Below are 20240 nucleotides of genomic sequence, written 5' to 3' on the forward strand. Positions count from 1 at the left end.
AGATGACAAAAGTAGTTATTGTAGGTGGCGTAGCCGGAGGAATGTCGGCAGCAACACGTTTGAGACGATTGCAAGAGGATGCAGAAATTATTATTTTTGAAAAAGGCCCTTATGTTTCCTTTGCGAACTGTGGATTGCCTTACTATGTTTCCGGAGAAATTAATGACCGCGATCAGTTGCTAGTGCAAACACCTGAATCACTAAAAGCACGTTTCAACTTAGATGTGCGTCCATACCATGAAGTGATTGCTATCAATCCAGAAATGAAAACAGTGACGGTAAAAAATAACGCGGGTACGCTGGAAGAAACTTACGACAAGCTGATTCTATCACCAGGTGCCAGCCCATTTGTACCGCCGATGACAGGTTTAGATGAAGCAACCAATGTTTTCAGTCTTCGTAATGTTCCGGATTTGGATGCGATTATGAAGCAACTCGAAGAAAAAGGAACAGCTGAGACAGTCGTGATTGGAGCCGGATTTATCGGTTTGGAAATGGCCGAGAACTTGCACGCACGTGGATTGAAAGTGACGATTGTGGAAAAAGCACCGCATGTTTTACCACCACTTGATGAAGAGATGGCAGCATTTGTAACCCAAGAATTGGAACGCAAGGGCGTAACAGTGATTACTGGTCAATCTGCGACCGCATTTGAAGAAGCGGGTAACAAAATTATTTTGGAAGACGGCACGATTTTGAAAAGTGATTTAACGATTCTGTCTGTAGGTGTTCAACCGGAAACGAAATTGGCGAAGGCTGCTGGACTAGCGTTAGGTTTGCGTGATGGCTTGAAAGTGAACGAGCACTATCAAACAAGTAATCCTGATATTTATGCAGTCGGCGACGCGATTATTGTGAAGAATCAAATAACTGGCGCAGATGCGCTTATCTCACTGGCGTCCCCAGCAAACCGTCAGGGCCGCCAAGTTGCCGATGTGATTGCTGGTCTGAAACGTACCAACAAAGGCAGCATTGGCACAGCAATCGTCCGTGTGTTTGATTTATCAGCAGCAGCCACCGGGTTAAGTGAGCGCGCTGCGAAACTAGCGGGATTAGACTTTGCTGTGATTCATACTTCCGGTAAAGACCACGCCGGTTATTACCCTGGCGCAACTGATGTTATTTTGAAATTAATTTTTAACCCTCAAACAGGTGAAATTTACGGCGCACAAGGAATTGGCAAAAAAGGTGTCGACAAGCGTATCGATATTTTAGCAACAGCGATTAAAGGGAAGTTAACGATTTTTGATTTGCCAGAACTTGAATTTACTTACGCACCGCCATTTGGAGCAGCGAAAGATCCAGTAAATATGATAGGTTATGCGGCGATGAACCTTGCGGAAGGATTGAGCGACTCTGTTCAATGGCATGAGCTGAATGAAGAATTAGCCAACGGTAAAATTTTGTTGGACGTGCGTAATGAAGGCGAATTGGCAAATGGTAAGTTTCCAAATGCACTCAATATTCCCTTGAATGAATTACGAGAACGAATGGATGAGTTGGATGCGTCGAAAGAATATGTTGTCAGTTGTCATAGCGGCCAACGCAGTTATATTGCGGAGCGTCAAATGAAACAAGCCGGCTTGAAAGTGCAAAACTTGGATGGTGCATTTGCACTTTATAAAACGGTTAGACCGGAGGAGTTAGAATATGTATAAATCAGTAGGAATGCCCGAATTTTATCAAGAAGCCAAAAAGAAACAGTTACCGATTGTTGATGTGCGTGAAACGGATGAATACGCACGTGGTCACATTCCGGGAGCAGTAAATTTTCCACTGAGCGATCTAGGTTCTGATTTCACGAAATTGGATAAAAACACAGATTACTACCTCGTGTGTCAATCAGGCGGACGCTCAGCAATGGCAGCAGAATTTTTGTCTGACCAAGGATTTAACGTGACGAACGTGATGGGCGGAACAGGCAGCTGGATGGGACCTTTAGAATAAATGATATTACAACAGGAGAATGCCCGAATACGAGGGCATTCTCCTGTTTTTTTGGTCGTTTACCGGCTTACAGCTTCAACAGAAATTCTGAATGCCGGTAAAAAGTGGAAAACACCGGCATACAAAAATTAATAAATCAGTGAGCGCCGGTAAAACCATGAAACTGCAGCCATTTCCGCTGATTCTGTTGAAAAGAAGAAAGTATTTTTTTGGATTAGCGGGTATGGTACTATAAATTATAAGACTACGAGATTAACTGGGGGTAAATAGAATGGATATCAAGGCAATCGTATTGGATATTGATGGAACATTGGTAACAACGGAAAAGGTAATCAGTAAAAAAACGCGTGATATTTTAATTAAAGCACAGGAAAATGGGATTAAAGTGATTCTTGCGTCGGGTCGCCCGACTCGCGGTATGTGGCATTTGGCCGAAGAATTGGAACTGGATAAACATAACGGCTATCTGGTCTCATTTAATGGTGCACGTGTGACGGACTGTGAAACGAAAGAAGTATTGTTCAACCAAGCGTTGGATACGGACTTGAGTAAAAATATTTTAGAGCATTTGAAACAATTTGATGTAATTCCAATGATTTACGGTGATACGCATATGTATGTGAATGATGTTTATCATAATGAAATACAAACTTTGGATGGTCCTACAATGAATATCGTAGAATACGAAGCGCGCATGTGCCATTTCCTGTTATCTGAACAAGCAGATTTGGCTGCGTTCGTCGACGAACCGCAAAATAAAGTACTGATTGCGGGAAATCCGGATTATTTACAAAAGGTCTATCAAGAGATTCATGCGCCGTTTGAAGACATTACATCCGGTGTGTTCTCAACGCCGTTCTATTTCGAATTGACAGATAAAGGAATCGACAAAGCATTTTCATTGAACAAGGTTTTAACAGCGCACGGTATCTTGCCGGAAAATGTGATTTCATTTGGAGATGGCCAAAACGACCGCTCGATTATTGAGTACGCCGGAATGGGTGTGGCGATGGGGAATGCCATGCAAGAAATTTTAGATATTGCTGATGAAGTGACGTTATCGAATGACCACGACGGGATTGCGGTATTCTTGGAGAGGTATATTTAATTTATGTACGCATTATTACTAACGATTATTTATATTGCTTTTATAAGTTTAGGGCTGCCTGATTCCTTGGTGGGTTCAGGCTGGCCCGTTATGCAACGTGATTTAGGCGTGCCGCTTTCTTATGCCGGGATTATTACGATGACGATTTCTGTCGGGACGATTTTTTCCAGTCTCATGTCGGATCGGTTGACGAAACGATTTGGAACGGGCATGATTACTGCCGTCAGTGTCTTGACGACGGCCATTGCATTATATGGTTTTAGTATTTCAAATCATTTTTATTTGTTGGTTCTATGGGCGATTCCGTATGGGATGGGTGCTGGGGCAGTAGATGCCGCTTTGAATAATTATGTGGCTTTGTATTATGCTTCACGCCATATGAACTGGCTGCATGCCTTTTGGGGTGTGGGTGCTGCCATCAGTCCCAATATCATGGCTTACTATTTATTGGATGCCAGCGGCTGGCAAGGTGGCTACAGAGCGATAGCAATTATTCAAATTATTTTGACGGGTTGTTTATTCCTTAGCTTACCGCTTTGGAAAGCGAACGGACTGCAGGAAACATTAGATCAGACCGAGGTAAAGCCATTTAAAGAAACGCTTCGTCTGAAAGGCTTATCGTTTATGCTTGTAACTTTTTTGGCTTACTCTGCAGTAGAGCAGACAACAGCATTGTGGGCAACCACGTACTTGGTTGAAGGACGCGGAATAGATGTCGAAACGGCTGCGCGTTATGGTGCGCTATTCTTTGTGGGAATCACCGCAGGCCGTTTCTTATCCGGAGTCGTGACGCGTTGGTTCAATGATCGCCAGTTGATTCGAATTGGGTTAGCGGTTTTGTGTGGCGGAGTCGTCTTGATTTTAATTCCGACCGACATCCAAATTTTTTCTCTCATTGGCTTAGTCATTGTCGGGTTCGGATGTGCGCCGATTTATCCGGCCATTATCCACGCCACGCCGACTAACTTTGGAGCGGTCAACTCGCAAGCTGTTATCGGTTTGCAAATGGCAGGTGCGTATGTCGGCTCGACATTCATGCCACCGCTTTTCGGCTTATTGGCAAATAATATTTCTGTCACAATTTTTCCATTCTACTTAGCATTCTTTGCATTGCTGATGGTTGTCATGTCAGAACGATTCAACCGAACGATGAAAAATAAATAAAAGCGTCACCTCCAGGTTAAGTACTAGCCCAGGAGGTGACGCTTTTATTTATCCGATGTAAACTATTTTGGAAACCCGGACATGCTAAGCCAATCATGTCCGATTTCATCCGTAAACCCAGACATGCTTGGTCAATTATGTCCGATTTCATCGGTAAACGCAGACATGTTTTGCCAATCATGTCCAAATTTATCTGTAAACCCAGACATGTTAAGTCAATCATGTCCGTATTTTCATAAGCTACTTGTAAATCGCTTGAATGCTGCCAAATCTTTATAGACACCGGCATCTTCCAATACACGTTGGAAAACGGCACCGGTAGCATTCTCGACGGTCTCGCCAGACTCACAGATTTCGTCAGCCCAATCACGGTGTATATCCGCTATCTGGGACGTTTCACCAGCTACATATTTTTCTACTTCCGTCAGTTCATCTTTCAGTCTCGGCGGCAAAATCGCCAATCCCATCACTTCAATCAGTCCAATATTTTCTTTTTTTATATGTTGCACGTCTCTATGAGGATGGAAAATACCATCTGGATGCTCATCGCTAGTGCGGTTATTTCGCAATACTAAATCACAGACAAACGTATCACCATTACGGCGAGCAATCGGCGTGATGGTATTGTGAGGCGTTCCATCAGACTCCGCAATAATTTCAGCTGCTTCATCACTGTAACCGCGCCACTGCTCCAAAATATACACCGCTGCTTTCGTTAGCGCCTCTTTATCCAAGCATTCCATGCGAATGACCGACATCGGCCAAGCGACGATTCCAAAAGAAACAGTAGGGAAATCAGCTAGCACGAACGTTTCTTTTACATCTGCTTCGTTCATCGGGAACGTGTAGCGACCGCCTTGATAATGTTCGTGCGATAAAATGGATCCGCCGACAATCGGCAAATCGGCATTAGATCCCACAAAGTAATGCGGGAATTTTTCAACAATGCCGAATAAGTTTTGGAACGTCTTCTCTTCAATACGCATCGGACGGTGTTCTTCTGACAAGAAGATACAGTGCTCTGTATAATAAGCGTAAGGTGAGTACTGTAATCCCCATGTTTCTCCGTCCAATTGGAAACGGACAATGCGATGGTTCGCTCGAGCAGGGTGGGTTAGAGTGCCTTTGTAGCCTTCGTTTTCCATACATAATTGACACAAAGGATAGTGAACAGATTCAGTAGTTAATGCCGCCGCAATAGCCTTTGGATCTTTTTCAGGCTTGGATAAATTAATCGTCAATTCTAACGTGCCATAGTCGGATTCATAATCAAAGGCAATGTTTTTCGCGATGGCTTCTGTTTGTATATAATCATTTACCTGACTTAATTCATAGAACCAATCCGTGGCTGCTTGAGGTTTTTCCTTATACAAATCCCAAAACGTACGATTCACAACGGAGGTATCCGGCGTGATAATTGCCATTATTTGAGCGCTTAAAATCGCGCGCTGGGTAATTGTGTCTGTGATAACCCCGTGTTCGATTGCGTCCGCCAATAAAAGAGGGAACAGTTTTTTTGCTTCGGGTAATTCTGAGGGCAAGGTTTCATCCGTCCGCAAACTATCTTTTTTTAACACCTGTAATAACTGGTTTTGTTTCAATATGACGTCCAAAGGGTCAATATATCCCTTCGAGACGCCAATCTGTAACAATTTTCTAATCGCTTGATCGCTACTTTTTATCATAGAGCACGCGCACCGTCCCCGATTTCAGCAATATAAAATTCAGCTGGATAGCCAATCTTTTCCTCGTAAATTTTGCCGACATTTTTGATAAGAGCATCAGCTTGGTCTTTGGCAACAATCGCAATGGCGCAGCCTCCGAAACCGGCCCCAATCATGCGTGCACCTAGAACACCTGGCTGCTCCCAAGCATTTTCCGCCAGGGTATCGAGTTCGTAACAACTCACTCCATAGTCATCCCTTAAAGAGATGTGTGAGTCGTTCACTAATTTACCGAATGCTTTCAAATCGCCTGCTTTCAAATATTCCGTCGCACGTAGCGTTCGACGGTTTTCAAAGACAGGGTGTCGTGCCCGTTTAATTAAGATGGGGTCACCAATTAAATTTGTATGGGCATTGAAGCTTTCTTCGTCCAGTTCACCTAAAGAAGCAATTGGAAGCTTTGTCTGTAGCCGTTTCAGTGCTTCTTGACATTCACGCAAGCGGTCATTGTAAGCTGATTCCACAAGTTCACGCCGTTTTTTCGTATTCATAATTACGACAATGTTCTCACCCAGTTTGACCGGAATTTTTTCATAAACGAGGGTATTTGTATCCAAGAGTAGAGCTTGGTCTTTCGCACCCATTCCAATAGCAAATTGATCCATAATCCCGCTGTTCAAGCCCAGGTAGTCATTCTCAACTCTCTTACCGAGTTTTACGATATCCAAACGATCAATAGTCAGGTCGTTCATTTTTTCAAAAATGATACCTGCTAGAATTTCCAAAGAAGCAGAAGAAGAGAGACCGGAGCCATTGGGAATGGTTCCTTCTATTAGAATGTCCAGTCCCACAGTAATTGCATGACCCGCTTCTTTCAAATACTTCGCCATGCCTTTGACATAATTAGCCCAGTTATCTTCTTTACGAAAATCTAGTTCGTTTAAATCGACAGTAATGACGCCGACTTCAGGGAAGTTAAGCGAGTAGAGACGCAACAGACCGGTATTGTTTTTGCCCACAACCGCATAAGTACCCAGTGTGATGGCTGCAGGAAAAACGTGGCCGCCAAAGTTATCTGTGTGTTCGCCGATTAAGTTAATACGCCCAGGAGAAAAAAAGGAAGCAGTCGGTTCGTAATTAAAGTGTTTAAGAAACGCTTTGCTTAAATGATTCATCTATAGTCACCTCATGATTTTTCTTACATTGTAAACCTTTTCTTTGATTTACTCAATACATAAGTAAAATAATTAGTAAAAATTAACTGTGATTTTAAATGAGCGCTAGACTTTGACAAAAGAATGAATATAGTGTAACTTATTTTTGGGACTTAATATTTCAAGTTCTGATATCTGTGTAAAGCCAACATGGTGCACTAACAGAAAGGAATTTTAATAAAATGAAAATATTTGATTACGAAGATATTCAACTGATACCTAACAAGAGTATCGTACAGAGCAGGTCAGAATGTGACACTTCAGTAGAATTTGGAGGAAGAACATTCAAAATGCCTGTGGTTCCTGCAAATATGCAGACGATTTTAGATGAGCCATTAGCTGAGAAACTAGCAGCAGAAGGTTACTTCTATATTATGCACCGTTTTGATGAAGCGGCACGTATTCCGTTTATCAAGAGAATGCATGAGAAAGGTTTGTTTGCTTCAATTAGCTTGGGAATCAAAGAAGCTGAGTTTGATTTCGTGACCGAATTAGTCGAAAAGGGTTTAGTCCCAGAATACACAACGATTGACGTTGCGCACGGTCATTCTGATCAAGTTATCAAGATGATTAAGCACGTTAAATCAGTTATGCCAGAAACGTTTTTAATTGCGGGTAATGTGGGAACTCCAGAAGGTGTCCGTGAATTAGAAAACGCCGGTGCTGATGCAACGAAAGTTGGAATTGGACCTGGTAAAGTATGTACAACAAAAATTAAAACTGGTTTCGGTACAGGTGGTTGGCAATTGGCAGCAGTTAGCTGGTGTTCAAAAGCAGCACGCAAACCTTTGATTGCGGACGGCGGCGTTCGTACAAACGGTGATATTGCGAAATCTGTACGTTTCGGAGCATCCATGGTTATGATCGGTTCATTATTCGCTGGACACGATGAGTCACCAGGTGGCATTAAAGAAATTAACGGACAAAAATATAAAGAATACTTCGGTAGCGCATCTGAGTACCAAAAAGGCGAGCGCAAAAACGTCGAAGGTAAGAAAATTCTGACTCCTTATAGAGGGGCACTAAGCGATACATTAACAGAAATGCAACAAGACCTACAATCATCTATCTCATACGCAGGTGGAAATGATTTAGCATCTATCCGTAAATGTGATTACGTTTTAGTTAAAAACTCTATCTATAACGGAGACAGCTCCAATCAAGCAATCATCGAAGCAGGACGTTCAAGCTTTGGTGAAGGCGATACAATTCTATAGCACTTTCTGAAGCAGATTAGGTTATCTTTCCTAATCTGCTTTTTTCATATCCGTTTTTAGTATAAAATGAAAGTACATAAAAAGAAAAAGAGGCGAATCATGTGAAAAAGTATGTATATGCAGAGCTTTTTTATTGTGCAAATGGTGTTAAAGGTCCCGGATATCTAGCGATCGAAGATGGGAAGTTTGGAGGATTTCAAACGGAGAAGCCGGAAGGTGAAATCTTGGACTACAGTGGCAAGCAGGTAGCACCCGGATTTGTAGACACACATATTCATGGTTATAACGGCCATGATGTCATGGATAATAATGTTGAAGGTTTAAATATTATTTCCGAAGGTATTTTATCTTGTGGTGTAACATCTTATTTGCCTACAACGCTAACCGCTCCAACAGAAGATTTGGATGCGGTCTGTCAGACGATTGGGGAGAACGTCGATAAAATTAAAGGTGCAAAAATACAAGGTATTTTCCTTGAGGGACCTTTCTTTAATGATAAATATAAAGGAGCACAAAACCCTAAATATATGAACGATCCGTCCATTACGACCTTGAAAAAATGGCAAGAATTAGCAAATGGATCAGTTCGTAAAATTGCTATTGCACCAGAACGAGAAGGGGCATTACCATTTATCGATTATGCGACTAAGAATGCCATTAACGTTGCAATCGCCCATACGGATGCGACCTATGAGCAATGTAAAGCGGCGGTTGATCAGGGCGCAAACATCTTTGTTCATACATTTAACGGTATGCGTGGACTTCACCACCGTGAACCGGGTGTGGTAGGTGCTGCAATGAGTCTGAAAGATGCCTTTTCAGAATTAATTTGTGATGGCCATCATGTTCATCCGGTATCAGCGGGTATTGTAATGGATGCGCATGGCCGTGACAAAACGATGTTTGTGACGGATTGTATGCGCGGTGGTGGAATTGGCGAGGGAGACTCCATGTTAGGGGAATTCGAAGTTACGATTAAAGACGGTGCAGCACGGTTGAAATCAGACGGCAACTTAGCCGGTAGCGTATTGGAAATGATTACCGCGGTTCAAAACGTTGTTGCTTGGGGAATTGCGACGCCAGAAGAAGCGATTAACATGGCAAGCATTGTTCCGGCTAAGAGTGTAGGCATTGATGATCGCTGTGGACAAATCAAGAAAGGGCATCCTGCTGATTTCTTGATACTTGACCAAGATTTAGGTCTGCTTGAAACCTATTTAGACGGTAAGTCTGTGTTTAGAAAATAATAAAATAAACAAATGTTTAAACTTGATCGTCAGTAGTCGTTTAATTAAACAATATCGTATCTTAATGTTGCCTAATTTTTAACTAAATTTAAAAATATATCGCTATTTAAAAAGAGATGAATTCTAACTTAATTTTAATCTTATCTAGGTTTTCGTCCATTGTCAGTGATATTTATAATAATATTCAGTAACATATTTTTAGTAAAATGCAAATTAAAACGTAAGATTGCTTAAAATTTTAATTTGCATTTATAGGTCATAAAAGATTATAATTTAAGTGGCGATGGTGTAATAAACTTTCGTCAAACATTAGTTTATACGCAAACAAAAAAGGAGGGCCAAAATTAGATTCGTTTCTTAGGCATTTGTTGTCAGATGTTTTAGTAAAAGAAAATCGTCGTTTCTTTTCGTTGGTCCCTCGAAATAAAATAATTGAATAAAAAAATCCTCGAATTAAAGGCTTTTTCGATTTATACTCACTTCAAAATGACTAACGAATGTCAGCCTGCTGAACTTGGATTTATATTGAAATGAGAACCGCTCCTTATTGGAAACGGTTCTCATTGTATTATAAGAAGAGGGCTAGCACTATTTGTCGGTATTTGTTATTATGAGAGTGTTAAATTTTTGAAGTACGATTCAATGTCAAATGAGGCGCTTTTTGGATACGTCATCTTGTAGAGGAGAGAGTAAAATATATAAAGTAATTCAAAAATTAATAGACAGGCCTGAGTTCCTCCGACGAAGTTTTTATTGGCTTCTATTAACAAGTATGCTTTTAAATGGTGTTATTTTTAGGAATAACGACTATTTTAGTATTTTATTTATCTTGTTAGCTACAAATTTCGGCCTTGCCTACAGTTATAAGTCGCCCGTGTTCTTATTCTTGGTGAACGTGCTGGTTGTGACCATTCGTTTCTTTTTTATTCCGATTGAATCCTTGACGTTAGGAATATTCATAACCCGTGTTTTAACCTATTATGTTGTGGCGGTGATTTCTGCTGCTTTGATGCAACATGCTATAAAAATAAAGAATAATCAACTCGAGTTAATCAAAGCTTTATCGACTGCTTTGGATTATCGGGATACTTACACAATGAATCATTCTCTAAATGTTGCGCGCTATGCTGTTTCGATTGCTGAAGAAATGAATTTATCCAGAGGAAGTATCGATAGTATTCGGACGGGTGCACTTCTTCATGATATCGGTAAAATAGGAATTCCTGAACGCATCCTGATGAAGAATGGGAAGTTAACTGATGAGGAATACAAAACCATTCAATCACATGCGGAAATTGGTTATCAAATGATTAATCACATAGACGATTACCGGAAAAATGGTGTTTTGGATATTGTTCGTTACCATCACGAGCGCTATGATGGAACGGGTTACCCAGAGGGACTAAAGGGGAGAGATATTCCTTTATTTGCACGGATTGTAGCTGTTGCAGATGCATTTGATGCGATGACTTCAAAACGTGTTTACCGCGATGAGTTTGATATGGCTTATACGCTGGATCAACTTGTAAAGAACAAGAGTAAACAGTTCGATCCAGAAATAACAGATGCCTTTTTAAATGTATTAAATAGGAACAAGGAATTTAAGATAAATGAAAAAACGGTCTCCCGCTCTATATTAGAGTAGGAAGCCGTTTTTTGTTATGAAGCGTTATGTGCAACAGAGATGAGTGCTTCAGCTTCTGTAATTGTAAGCGGAAGAACGTCATTTGGACGCGTCATTACTTCTCCGTGACCTGTACCGATGTAATCGAGATCCAGGTCTATGAACCCTTTCACCATATCAATACTTAATGCCAAATCCCAGTTCAAACGAGCTGGTTTTGGAAAAGCATCGCGGTGAACGCCACAAATAGCAGCACCACCCAAAGTTTGCAAAACGTCGCCTACCAAGAGGTAATGTTTAGCTGGGTTGTGGAAACAAATGTGTCCAGGTGTATGCCCAGGCGTAAAAATGACTTCCAATTCTCCGACCTTATCACCAGCTACCAATAGTTTATCAGGAACAAAGGGTAGTTGATTCGGAATGCCTTCTTTTAATGGAACTTGTTTATCAGAAGGTAGTAATTCTTTTTTCAAGATTAACTGATACTCACGTTCGGGGAATAAGAAGGGTGTATCAGGAAAGGCCTGTTTAAAGGCAATCAAGCCCCCTAAATGGTCATCATGACTGTGCGTAATCGCGATGGCTTTTAAAGGACGGCCATCTTCTTTTATCAATGCGATAACGTCATTGATTTGTTCGGATTCGACGGCAGTATCAATCAATATTAAGCCGTCATTCTCTTCTATAATAAAAAGGTTATTTTCTTTTTCAATGGTAATTTGTTTTGCATTCGCAAATGTTTCAATCTCAAGCATTGCATGACCTCACTTTCAGAAGCCAATCATACGATTAATGCGCGCTTTCAGTCAATAAAAAGCCCTCGAAAATAACATGTAATACATACTGTTCATAAAAAAAACGGTCCCGAGAGGGATCGAACCTCCGACACCTCGTTTAGGAAACGAGTGCTCTCTCCACTGAGCTACGGGACCAAAAACAGTATTCATTATTTCACTAAAGTAGTAAAAAGTCCAGAAAAACCAGTGGGAAAACTGGTTATCTGGACTCCATCTCTTCTATACGACGCTCGAGCTCGGAAATCTTAAAATTCAAGCTACGGACGTCATCTTTCAACTGTTCAAAGCTAGTAGGGTCTATATTCTCATCTGATTGCTCATTAAATTCTTGAAAAATAAAAGTTAGCCCAAATATCAAGATAACGCCAACCAAAATGTAGAACCAACTTCTAGGTGGCGATTCATTTTCTGGTTTTGGCTTGATATATTCTAGTGTTTCTTTAGCGCTTTTCTTTTCCAAAAGAATTCACCCAGCTTTCTGTTTGTTTAGTTAATTATAACGCAACGAATAAATAATGTAAAAAAGATATCCGTTAATTACTAGCGAGGTGCTAACTCAAATCGATTTTCGCGTTTGAGTAGTCGTTTTCCGCCCAAAACGCTGACTCAAACGGCATTTTCGATTTGAGTAGTCGTTTTCCGCCCAAAACGCTGACTCAAACGACATTTTCGATTTGAGTAGTCGTTTTCCGCCCAAAACGCTGACTCAAACGACATTTTGCATTTGAGTAGTCGTTTTCCGCCCAAAACGCTGACTCAAACGACATTTTGCATTTGAGTAGTCGTTTTCCGCCCAAAACGCTGACTCAAACGACATTTTCGATTTGAGTAGTCGTTTTCCGCCCAAAACGCTGACTCAAACGACATTTTCGATTTGAGTAGTCGTTTTTGCATCCAGATGCCCTAGAACAAACTAAAAAAGCCTCGCACAAGTAAAATTGTGCGAAGCTTTTCAGACACTTTAATTAGAATGCCCAGTCACCGTTACGGAAGATTGGCATACGTGTGCCATCTTTACGGATTCCATCGATGTTCATTGTTTCTGAACCAATCATGAAGTCAACGTGAACGTTTGAACGGTTCATACCGCGTTCAGCTAATTCTTCTTGAGTCATTTCTGTTCCGCCTTCGATTGAGAATGCGTAAGCAGATCCCAATGCCAAGTGGTTAGATGCATTTTCATCAAATAGAGTATTGAAGAATACTAAACCTGATTGTGAGATAGGAGATTTATGTGGAACCAATGCCACTTCACCTAATGAACGAGCACCATCGTTGTCTTCAACTAAATGTTTCAAGACTTCTTCGCCTTTTTCAGCTGAAACTTCTGTTACAGCGCCATCTTTGAAAGTAAATGTCATACCTTCAATAATGTTTCCGCTGTAGCTTAATGGTTTTGTTGATTTAACTACACCATCGATACGGCGGCCATCTGGAGCAGAGAAAACTTCTTCAGTAGGCATGTTCGCAACGAATACTTCGCCTTGTGCGTTAACAGCACCAGCTGAATCCCAAATATGTTTTTCAGGCATACCGACTACTAAGTCAGTGCCTTCTGGCGTCGTATAATGTAAAGAATCGAATTGTTCAGCGTTCAATACATCAGCTTTTGAACGTAGACGTACTTCGTGCTCGTCCCATGCTTGAACAGGATCTGCTTCATAAACACGACAAGTTTTGAAGATTTCGTTCCATAATGCGTCTACTTGTGCTTCTTCTGTTTCCAACTCAGGGAAAACTTTCGCAGCCCAAGCTGCACCTGAAGCAGCAGCAACAGTCCAAGAAACTTTATTTGCTTGTGTTGCAATACGTTGTGCCATCAATGCTTTCGAGTTAGCTTTCATAACTGCAGCTAATTTAGAGCTATCTACACCGTTCAAAGCATCAGGATCAGCAGAGCGAACTGACAAGCGGCTTGCTTTGCGTTCAATCATATCTTCTGATTCATCAATGCGGTATTGTGGAATGTCTGTTAGACGTTCTTCAGGTGTATGCAAATATTTCTCGCGTGTTACGATGTCATCTGCCCATTTAACAATAACTTCTTCAGCGCCTAAAGCATAAGCTTCTTTCGTTAAAAGACGAGCCAATGGTGCTTGGTCAACGTCGATATTGATGATTACAGTGTGACCATCTTGTACGTTAATTCCTTTTGAAATTAACAAACGTGCATATTTTTGTAAATTTTCTTCAAAATTTGGTAAAACCATAAAATGTGACACTCCTTTATAATTAATATTCTCTATCATACCATAAGTAAGCAAAAAAAAATCCCCCAGCTCATGCCGGGGAATAGAAATAATTAAATCTTTGGGGGGATTTAATTAGCGATCACTGGAAAGTAACCGTTACCATTATAACATGGTTCCCCGAATTGTCATAGACTATTCGGCATCAATAATACTGACATTTTTAGAAATGTGCGGACCATAGACATTGTGGTAAATTGCAACAAATTCTTCTGGTGAAATAGCCGTATCATTTGCTAACAACTCGAACCGCACCTCAAATACCTCAGCCTCAAAAGGAAGCATCGTGAGCTTATTCTTCAAATAAAACTCTTTTCTGTTGATTCTTTCTTGAGGATTGTCCGAGTCCACATTTGTCGACTCGATCTCCAGACAAATCTTATGGCGCGGGTACTCTTTTATGAGCCATTCTATAGCTGTGCTGCCATAGCCTTTACCGCGATAATCCGGGTTAATTGCTAAATAATCAACGAGCATGGTTTGGTCATGAATCGCTAAGATTGCGAAGCCGATAAAGGGCTGGTCGTCCGTCTCAAAAAAGACGATATCGAGTAATCCTTTTTTCATTAAATCTTGCATCAGTGTGAAAGATTTACGTTCATTTTCCGGAAATGCAGTTAAATAAAGTGCATGGATATGATCAAATTGTTCAGGTGTTGTTGCGGGCAAAACGTGCATGGTATCAATTCCTTTTACTTTTCTGTTATTGAGGCGTATTCCTGTTCCAAACGAGATTTTTCAGTTGAAATCTTTGCCAGTAAATCAGTGACATTGTTTTCCAACTGCTTTAATTGTACCAAGCTTTTTTCCACGACTGCTTTTGTAGACCACTCCGAGAAAAGGTCTTTAAAGAACTTCGTAATAGCTGGGCCCGCTTGCGTCAGAGTTTGATATTCACTCTCATAAATATACTTTAAATCGTGAAGTTCACGTTCGAGATTCTGCGTTTTTCTTTCCAAGTCTAATAACATTGCTTCGGCGACATCTAATTCTTCCGGAGCGACATGGTTCAGCAGGTAGTCAATTTCGGTAATCTGATCCCAATTGGAAACAGTCTGAGAAGTATCCAGAGTCGCCATAATATCTGTGATAATTTCCAATAACTGGTAAGAAGCTTCCTCCGCTTCCAGTGTTTGGACATATTCATAGCGCAGACGAATAATTTGCTGTTCGATCTCGGTTACGGTGTCTTCTAAAGCGATATTACGACGAATTAAGTCTTCTTTCACTTCACGTATGCGATGCTTTTTCTCTTCGATTTCATATTCCAGAGCAATGACGCTTCGATGTGCTTCTATTTTTAACGCGTATGCCTTATCGAATGTCAGTTTCGCACTAATAATATCATTTTCTTCAAAGGCAACGTGACGCTGATAAGATCCTAACAACTTTAAAATGGTGTTAGAAAGAGATTCACGTTGCAATTTTTCCAAATTGGCATTTTTCTTGGACATGCGCTTAATCGCATTCTCTAACTTTTCTTGCTGTTCACGTAACGTTTCCTCAGCAGCATAATGCTTGCGCGTGAGGGAGCCGAGCTGAAGTAATAAGACTTCATATTCCATACCTACATCCATAGATAATCTCCCCAGTTCCAATTGTACTCCTCGTTATCCGACAGTTGAATCGTGCGTTTCAATCATACCTTTAACAAATGTACGTAAATTTTCAACGTCTTCTTCTTCCGCATCCAAATCTACTTTTACGCCTGTAGCACCTTTTTTAGCGCCTGTTTTTTCGAATTGTTGTTCGAAATCATCAACGGCGGTACAGAATTGTTCGTAGAAGGTATCGCCGGATCCGACAACGCCATATATTTTTCCAGTTAAATCAATTTCTTCCAACTCTTCATAAAAGTCGACAATTTCATCTGGTAAATCACCATCTACACCATATGTATAGCTGGCAACGATACAATAATCATAATCTTCGTAATCAGCTGGGTCCGCTTGTACGCACTCGACGATGTCTACATCGACCCCATGTTCCTCAAATATTTCAGCGGTAATATCCGCAATCTCTTCTGTATTTCCTGTTAGGCTCGCATAGACAATCAAAGCTTGCGTCATGGCAATCATCCTTCTTTCATTCATCTTTATTCAAAGTATAACAAATTTTTGAATAGGTTACATCATCCGTGAACGGTATAATAGTAGGAAAGATGGGAGGCGTTAAGAATGAAAGAAGTTATCTGGGGAATGATTGGTTGCGGTGATGTAACCGAGAAGAAAACAGGTCCGGGATTATACAAAGCAGAGGGCAGTCAGCTGAAGGGGGTTTTCAACCGTACGACCAAACGTGCGGAAGATTGGGTGGAGCGCCACGGTCACGGACAAGTTTACGTAACGGTTGAAGAAATGCTGGCCGACAGTGCTATTACGGCTGTCTACATTGCGACACCGCCCGAGAGTCATTATAATTACGCCATCCAAGCGTTGAAAGCTGGTAAAGCTGTCTTGATTGAAAAACCGATGGCTATTCGGCATGAGGAATGCCTGGAGATTATTATGCTATCGGAAAAACTGAATGTTCCCGTATTTGTTAATTTTTATCGTCGCAGTTTGCCAAAAATACAATTCATTAAAACAAGTCTGGAAGAAGGATTAATTGGCAAGCCGTTGACTGTCGATATTCGCCATTTTAGAAAACCAGAAGCATCTGATTATGAACAGCCTTTGCCATGGCGCTTACAACTCGAAGCAGGCGGTGGTAAAGCGTTAGATACCCAAGTGCATGTGCTAGATTACTTGAGTTATTTTTTCGGACACCTGACCCACCTGAGCGGTCAGGCTCTTAATAACGGCGGATTATATCCCGTTGAAGATACCACTGTGGCTACTTTGCAATTTGCAACGGGCATCATTGGCACCGCAACGTGGTGTTACGTAGCTGGCTATGAGTTGGATGAAGTCACTATTACCGGAACTTCCGGGAAAATGGTGTTTTCGGGAACGGGTATTACCGACGTTACTTTGAATGATACAGTCCACGAAATGATGGATCCTGAGCATGTTGGTTTGGCTTTTATTCAAGCAGTAGTAGATGAATTAAATGGAAAAAGTAAAAGTCCAGCTGACGTGGTCGGGGCAGCGTTAGTGACGCATTGGTTCGAAAAACTCCTATCTAACTAAAAGGGTTATCGTTTGAGTTTGCTTGTTGTTTCCTTTAACATTATTGTTGAAAGACGTCAGATATGAAAGGTGGGAAGTTCAATGGAAAAGTGGAAAAAACTCCTATTGGCTGCGGTAGCGACACTTGCATTAACAGCTTGTAACGCGAGCACTACTGAATCAGAGACTCCCTTAGATGATCCAGCTGTTGAAGATCCGATTGATGAATCGGGAATGGAAATGGATGGTATGGAAGATGACGCGACCGACAGTGAAGAATAAAGCGAAACATAAGGAAGGGGACTATCTGTCATGAAGAATTGGAAAGCGCTCAGTTTAATTGGTTTATCAGGTTTGGTATTAGCTGCGTGTGGAAATAACGCGGAAACGACGGATACAACTCCTGCGACAAATGATACGACTACAGAGACAAGTTCTGTAACAGAAGATACAGGTGTTGTGGATAATTCAACAACTGCAACGGAAGATATTTTAAGTTTAGAAGAAGTTGTAGATATCTATATGGGAGAATATCCGAACGCACAGATTCAAAAGGTTGATTATGATAAAGACTCTGGCGACTGGACCTATGAGATAACAGGTGTATCTGAAAATCGTGAGTATGAAGTTGAAATTAATGCTGTTTCAGGTGAGATCATTAAAGTAGATGAAGATGACGTTGATGATGATGCTTATCTGGCATTCGATACTATCATTACACCGGAAGAAGCAATCGAAATTGCTAAGACAGCTTTAGCAGAAGAAGCAGCCGTCTTAGAAGGTTGGGAATTGGATGTGGATGATAATCGTACGAAATACGATATCGAATTCGAAGGTAGCAACCGTGATGTAAAACTAGATGCTGAAACCGGAGAAGTTATTGAAATAGACTAACAAGTTAATGAAGGAGAGTGGGAAAAAAGGCATTTAGATCCGAATCACTGGAGCGAATAAGCACAGGATGGGCGAAGACCATCCGCGCATTATTTCAGTAGCACTGTGGGCTGAAGCCCAAGTGTATCATGTTTGTAAGCTGCTAAAGCAGCAACAACCATGACAAAGTGGCTATCGGATCTGCCTTTTTGAGCACGTTTACGCCACAATTATTCGTTAATAAAAGAGGAGCCGGGATTATTCCCAGCTCCTCTTTTTCCTATTTAAAAAGAATTATTCGGATCTTTCAAAAATTCTATTTCTTCTGGTGTGGAGTTACGGTTACGTGCCTCATTACGATGCGGATAGTAACCGAAACGCTCTATAATCGCTTGATGCTTCAATTCAAACTCATAAGATAAATCATCAGTGTGTTCCTTAAAGAGCGGAACAGCCAGCTTGTGAATAGCGCTAGATTCAGAATGCATGTAGGGCATCAATAAGAAGCGTTTTTCGTCTAAAGAGAGCGCATCGAATTCGGGTAATTGTATGGCTTCTTGAGCGAGCACCAAGGCCATCGTATCTTGAGAAAATGCTTCAGCGGAATCGCGGAAAAGATTGCGAGAGAATTGATCAAGCACGATAATTTCTGCTAGACGGCCCTGAATAGATTCACGCCAATACCAACATTCAGCTCGAGAAACAGAGTGCCAGAGGTCATAAAATTCTGAACGAATTTTTTCATCAAAGGCAGTACTGTTTTCGAACCAATAGGGTGCGTGTTCAGGATGAAACCAAAAATCTAATACGGGTTGATATGTTTTCATTTGTCGTGCCTCCTTCGCGATTATTGTATCATATATTCAAGTTGGACGACTTTCTCGGACTGTGATATAACTTAATTAACAAATGATGATAGCGCTAACATCAAAGAGGAAAGGCAGGGTGAGGAAATGAGAATCACAGTTATTGGTGCTGGTAATTCTGGCTTGGCTATGGCAGCCCATCTTTCGATTGAAGGACACGAGGTAACGCTGTGGAATCGCTCGAAAGAGAATATTCAAGACTTATTGGACAACCCAGTTATTCGCTGTTCAGGAGTTATTAACGGCGAGGCTTTTATTACATTAGTTACGGATAATTTGCGCATTGCCTTGGCTAATCCAGAAGTTATCTTTGTGACGACACCTGCATTTTCACATGCGGACTTGGCAGCACAATTTGCGATTTACCTTACAAAACCAACTACAATCATACTAAATCCCGGACGAACTTTTGGCGCTTTGGAATTTCAATATAATTTTCACAAAAAGAATCCCTTTGTTAATCCAATTATTGCCGAAACACAGACGATTCTCTATACGTGTCGTAAAATTAACCAAAATGAAGTGGAGATATACGCATTGAAACAGGATGTTCTGGTATCTACTATTAGTGGTGATGATAACGAGGTATTAGTTCAAGCACTGCCAACAGGATTGCGGGACAAATTTATTCCCGCTGGTTCGATGATTGAAACATCGATTGGAAATGTCGGAATGATTATGCACTGTGCACCGATTTTACTCAATACGGGCTGGGTGGAAAGCGAAAATGATGATTTTAATTACTATCGGACAGGCATCAGTAAAACGATTGCGCATTATATTGAAAAAATGGATAACGAACGGATTGCGGTCGCGAAGGCATTGGGACATCCGATTGAATCGGCGATGGAGTGGATGAAGCGCACGTATGATTTAGAAGGCGATACTTTATACGCGGTTATTCAAAATAACGCTGCTTACGCAACCATATCCGCGCCGCGTTCGCTTAATCATCGTTATATCACGGAGGATATTCCGACGGGGCTTGTGCCATTGGAAGCCGTTGGAAAGGAACTCGGGTTGGAAATGAAAGCCATCAGTTTGATTATTGACTTAGCATCAGCATTGATGGAAATAGATTTTCGTAAAGAAGGCCGTAATCTACACGAATTGATTGAAAAGAATGGCATTTCAGCAAAAATGATACTAAATTAAGGAGG

20 protein-coding genes and 1 tRNA gene are annotated in these 20240 nt (G+C 41.1%); 11 read left to right on the plus strand and 10 right to left on the minus strand.

What is annotated here, in order from left to right; all coding sequences use genetic code 11:
• Positions 1 to 2: 2 nt before the first annotated feature.
• The 4 genes from G7058_RS09000 (at position 3) to G7058_RS09015 (ending at position 4219) form a co-directional block, all read left to right on the plus strand.
• A complete protein-coding gene (locus G7058_RS09000) occupies positions 3 to 1658 on the plus strand; it encodes an FAD-dependent oxidoreductase (protein ID WP_166063222.1) in 1656 nt (551 codons plus the stop codon).
• Positions 1651 to 1947 carry a rhodanese-like domain-containing protein gene (locus tag G7058_RS09005; protein ID WP_166063223.1) on the plus strand — a complete coding sequence of 99 codons (297 nt, stop codon included), beginning with the start codon at positions 1651 to 1653 and terminating at the stop codon, positions 1945 to 1947. Before G7058_RS09000 ends, G7058_RS09005 begins: the two co-directional genes overlap by 8 nt.
• A 271-nt stretch (positions 1948 to 2218) precedes the next feature.
• Positions 2219 to 3055, plus strand: coding sequence for a Cof-type HAD-IIB family hydrolase (locus G7058_RS09010; RefSeq protein ID WP_166063224.1), 837 nt, complete (start codon positions 2219 to 2221; stop codon positions 3053 to 3055).
• A 3-nt stretch (positions 3056 to 3058) separates the two neighbouring features.
• A complete protein-coding gene (locus G7058_RS09015; RefSeq protein ID WP_166063225.1) occupies positions 3059 to 4219 on the plus strand; it encodes an MFS transporter in 1161 nt (386 codons plus the stop codon).
• A 233-nt stretch (positions 4220 to 4452) separates the two neighbouring features.
• On the opposite strand, the gene galT is transcribed toward G7058_RS09015, so the two are convergent.
• Positions 4453 to 5904 carry a UDP-glucose--hexose-1-phosphate uridylyltransferase gene (galT, locus tag G7058_RS09020; protein WP_166063226.1) on the minus strand — a complete coding sequence of 484 codons (1452 nt, stop codon included), beginning with the start codon at positions 5902 to 5904 and terminating at the stop codon, positions 4453 to 4455.
• Positions 5901 to 7058: a galactokinase gene (locus G7058_RS09025; RefSeq protein WP_166063228.1), complete on the minus strand. Its 1158-nt coding sequence runs from the start codon at positions 7056 to 7058 to the stop codon at positions 5901 to 5903. The genes galT and G7058_RS09025 overlap by 4 nt, the downstream gene beginning before the upstream one ends.
• A 221-nt stretch (positions 7059 to 7279) precedes the next feature.
• On the opposite strand from G7058_RS09025, the gene guaC reads away from it, so the two are divergent.
• From guaC to G7058_RS09040, 3 genes are all read left to right on the plus strand, one after another.
• Entirely contained in the window at positions 7280 to 8314 is a 1035-nt protein-coding gene (gene guaC, locus G7058_RS09030; RefSeq protein ID WP_166063229.1) for a GMP reductase, read from the plus strand.
• Between the two features lie 101 nt (positions 8315 to 8415).
• The gene (nagA, locus tag G7058_RS09035; RefSeq protein WP_166063230.1) at positions 8416 to 9561 is read left to right on the plus strand and encodes an N-acetylglucosamine-6-phosphate deacetylase; all 1146 of its coding nucleotides are present in this window, start codon (positions 8416 to 8418) and stop codon (positions 9559 to 9561) included.
• Between the two features lie 829 nt (positions 9562 to 10390).
• The gene (locus G7058_RS09040; protein ID WP_227004425.1) at positions 10391 to 11206 is read left to right on the plus strand and encodes an HD-GYP domain-containing protein; all 816 of its coding nucleotides are present in this window, start codon (positions 10391 to 10393) and stop codon (positions 11204 to 11206) included.
• A 14-nt stretch (positions 11207 to 11220) separates the two neighbouring features.
• On the opposite strand, the gene G7058_RS09045 is transcribed toward G7058_RS09040, so the two are convergent.
• The 7 genes from G7058_RS09045 to G7058_RS09075 all read right to left on the minus strand — a co-directional run bounded on the left by G7058_RS09045 (position 11221) and on the right by G7058_RS09075 (position 16300).
• On the minus strand, positions 11221 to 11940 hold the full coding sequence (locus tag G7058_RS09045; RefSeq protein WP_166063232.1) for an MBL fold metallo-hydrolase: 720 nt from the start codon (positions 11938 to 11940) through the stop codon (positions 11221 to 11223).
• A gap of 104 nt (positions 11941 to 12044) precedes the next feature.
• A tRNA-Arg gene (locus G7058_RS09050) sits at positions 12045 to 12117 on the minus strand.
• 64 nt (positions 12118 to 12181) lie between these two features.
• Entirely contained in the window at positions 12182 to 12442 is a 261-nt protein-coding gene (locus G7058_RS09055; protein ID WP_166063233.1) for a hypothetical protein, read from the minus strand.
• 505 nt (positions 12443 to 12947) lie between these two features.
• On the minus strand, positions 12948 to 14192 hold the full coding sequence (locus G7058_RS09060) for an aminopeptidase (protein ID WP_166063234.1): 1245 nt from the start codon (positions 14190 to 14192) through the stop codon (positions 12948 to 12950).
• A 174-nt stretch (positions 14193 to 14366) separates the two neighbouring features.
• Positions 14367 to 14909 (minus strand): GNAT family N-acetyltransferase, encoded by a 543-nt coding sequence (locus G7058_RS09065; protein ID WP_166063235.1) that lies wholly within the window; start codon positions 14907 to 14909, stop codon positions 14367 to 14369.
• A gap of 14 nt (positions 14910 to 14923) precedes the next feature.
• Positions 14924 to 15808, minus strand: a complete 885-nt coding sequence (locus tag G7058_RS09070; protein ID WP_166063236.1) for a coiled-coil domain-containing protein — start codon at positions 15806 to 15808, stop codon at positions 14924 to 14926.
• 33 nt (positions 15809 to 15841) lie between these two features.
• Complete coding sequence (locus G7058_RS09075; RefSeq protein WP_166063237.1) at positions 15842 to 16300, minus strand: flavodoxin; 459 nt, start codon at positions 16298 to 16300, stop codon at positions 15842 to 15844.
• Positions 16301 to 16408: 108 nt separating this feature from the next.
• On the opposite strand from G7058_RS09075, the gene G7058_RS09080 reads away from it, so the two are divergent.
• The 3 genes from G7058_RS09080 to G7058_RS09090 all read left to right on the plus strand — a co-directional run bounded on the left by G7058_RS09080 (position 16409) and on the right by G7058_RS09090 (position 18235).
• On the plus strand, positions 16409 to 17362 hold the full coding sequence (locus G7058_RS09080; protein ID WP_166063238.1) for a Gfo/Idh/MocA family protein: 954 nt from the start codon (positions 16409 to 16411) through the stop codon (positions 17360 to 17362).
• 81 nt (positions 17363 to 17443) lie between these two features.
• Positions 17444 to 17623: a lipoprotein gene (locus tag G7058_RS09085; protein WP_166063239.1), complete on the plus strand. Its 180-nt coding sequence runs from the start codon at positions 17444 to 17446 to the stop codon at positions 17621 to 17623.
• Between the two features lie 30 nt (positions 17624 to 17653).
• Complete coding sequence (locus G7058_RS09090) at positions 17654 to 18235, plus strand: PepSY domain-containing protein (protein ID WP_166063240.1); 582 nt, start codon at positions 17654 to 17656, stop codon at positions 18233 to 18235.
• A gap of 263 nt (positions 18236 to 18498) precedes the next feature.
• On the opposite strand, the gene G7058_RS09095 is transcribed toward G7058_RS09090, so the two are convergent.
• Positions 18499 to 19041 (minus strand): DUF924 family protein, encoded by a 543-nt coding sequence (locus G7058_RS09095; RefSeq protein ID WP_166063241.1) that lies wholly within the window; start codon positions 19039 to 19041, stop codon positions 18499 to 18501.
• Positions 19042 to 19167: 126 nt separating this feature from the next.
• Between G7058_RS09095 and G7058_RS09100 the strand changes: the two genes are divergently transcribed.
• Positions 19168 to 20235, plus strand: a complete 1068-nt coding sequence (locus tag G7058_RS09100; protein ID WP_166063242.1) for an NAD/NADP-dependent octopine/nopaline dehydrogenase family protein — start codon at positions 19168 to 19170, stop codon at positions 20233 to 20235.
• Positions 20236 to 20240 lie beyond the last annotated feature (5 nt).

It is taken from the genome of Jeotgalibaca porci (genome assembly GCF_011299095.1).
GTDB classification, from domain to species: Bacteria; Bacillota; Bacilli; order Lactobacillales; family Aerococcaceae; genus Jeotgalibaca; species Jeotgalibaca porci.

Coding starts and splice junctions, on each gene's coding strand:
- G7058_RS09000 (WP_166063222.1), top strand. CDS start 3: ATGACAAAAGTAGTTATTGTAGGTGGCGTAGCCGGAGGAATGTCGGCA.
- G7058_RS09005 (WP_166063223.1), top strand. CDS start 1,651: ATGTATAAATCAGTAGGAATGCCCGAATTTTATCAAGAAGCCAAAAAG.
- G7058_RS09010 (WP_166063224.1), top strand. CDS start 2,219: ATGGATATCAAGGCAATCGTATTGGATATTGATGGAACATTGGTAACA.
- G7058_RS09015 (WP_166063225.1), top strand. CDS start 3,059: ATGTACGCATTATTACTAACGATTATTTATATTGCTTTTATAAGTTTA.
- galT (WP_166063226.1), bottom strand. CDS start 5,904: ATGATAAAAAGTAGCGATCAAGCGATTAGAAAATTGTTACAGATTGGC.
- G7058_RS09025 (WP_166063228.1), bottom strand. CDS start 7,058: ATGAATCATTTAAGCAAAGCGTTTCTTAAACACTTTAATTACGAACCG.
- guaC (WP_166063229.1), top strand. CDS start 7,280: ATGAAAATATTTGATTACGAAGATATTCAACTGATACCTAACAAGAGT.
- G7058_RS09045 (WP_166063232.1), bottom strand. CDS start 11,940: ATGCTTGAGATTGAAACATTTGCGAATGCAAAACAAATTACCATTGAA.
- G7058_RS09060 (WP_166063234.1), bottom strand. CDS start 14,192: ATGGTTTTACCAAATTTTGAAGAAAATTTACAAAAATATGCACGTTTG.
- G7058_RS09065 (WP_166063235.1), bottom strand. CDS start 14,909: ATGCACGTTTTGCCCGCAACAACACCTGAACAATTTGATCATATCCAT.
- G7058_RS09070 (WP_166063236.1), bottom strand. CDS start 15,808: ATGGATGTAGGTATGGAATATGAAGTCTTATTACTTCAGCTCGGCTCC.
- G7058_RS09075 (WP_166063237.1), bottom strand. CDS start 16,300: ATGACGCAAGCTTTGATTGTCTATGCGAGCCTAACAGGAAATACAGAA.
- G7058_RS09080 (WP_166063238.1), top strand. CDS start 16,409: ATGAAAGAAGTTATCTGGGGAATGATTGGTTGCGGTGATGTAACCGAG.
- G7058_RS09085 (WP_166063239.1), top strand. CDS start 17,444: ATGGAAAAGTGGAAAAAACTCCTATTGGCTGCGGTAGCGACACTTGCA.
- G7058_RS09090 (WP_166063240.1), top strand. CDS start 17,654: ATGAAGAATTGGAAAGCGCTCAGTTTAATTGGTTTATCAGGTTTGGTA.
- G7058_RS09095 (WP_166063241.1), bottom strand. CDS start 19,041: ATGAAAACATATCAACCCGTATTAGATTTTTGGTTTCATCCTGAACAC.
- G7058_RS09100 (WP_166063242.1), top strand. CDS start 19,168: ATGAGAATCACAGTTATTGGTGCTGGTAATTCTGGCTTGGCTATGGCA.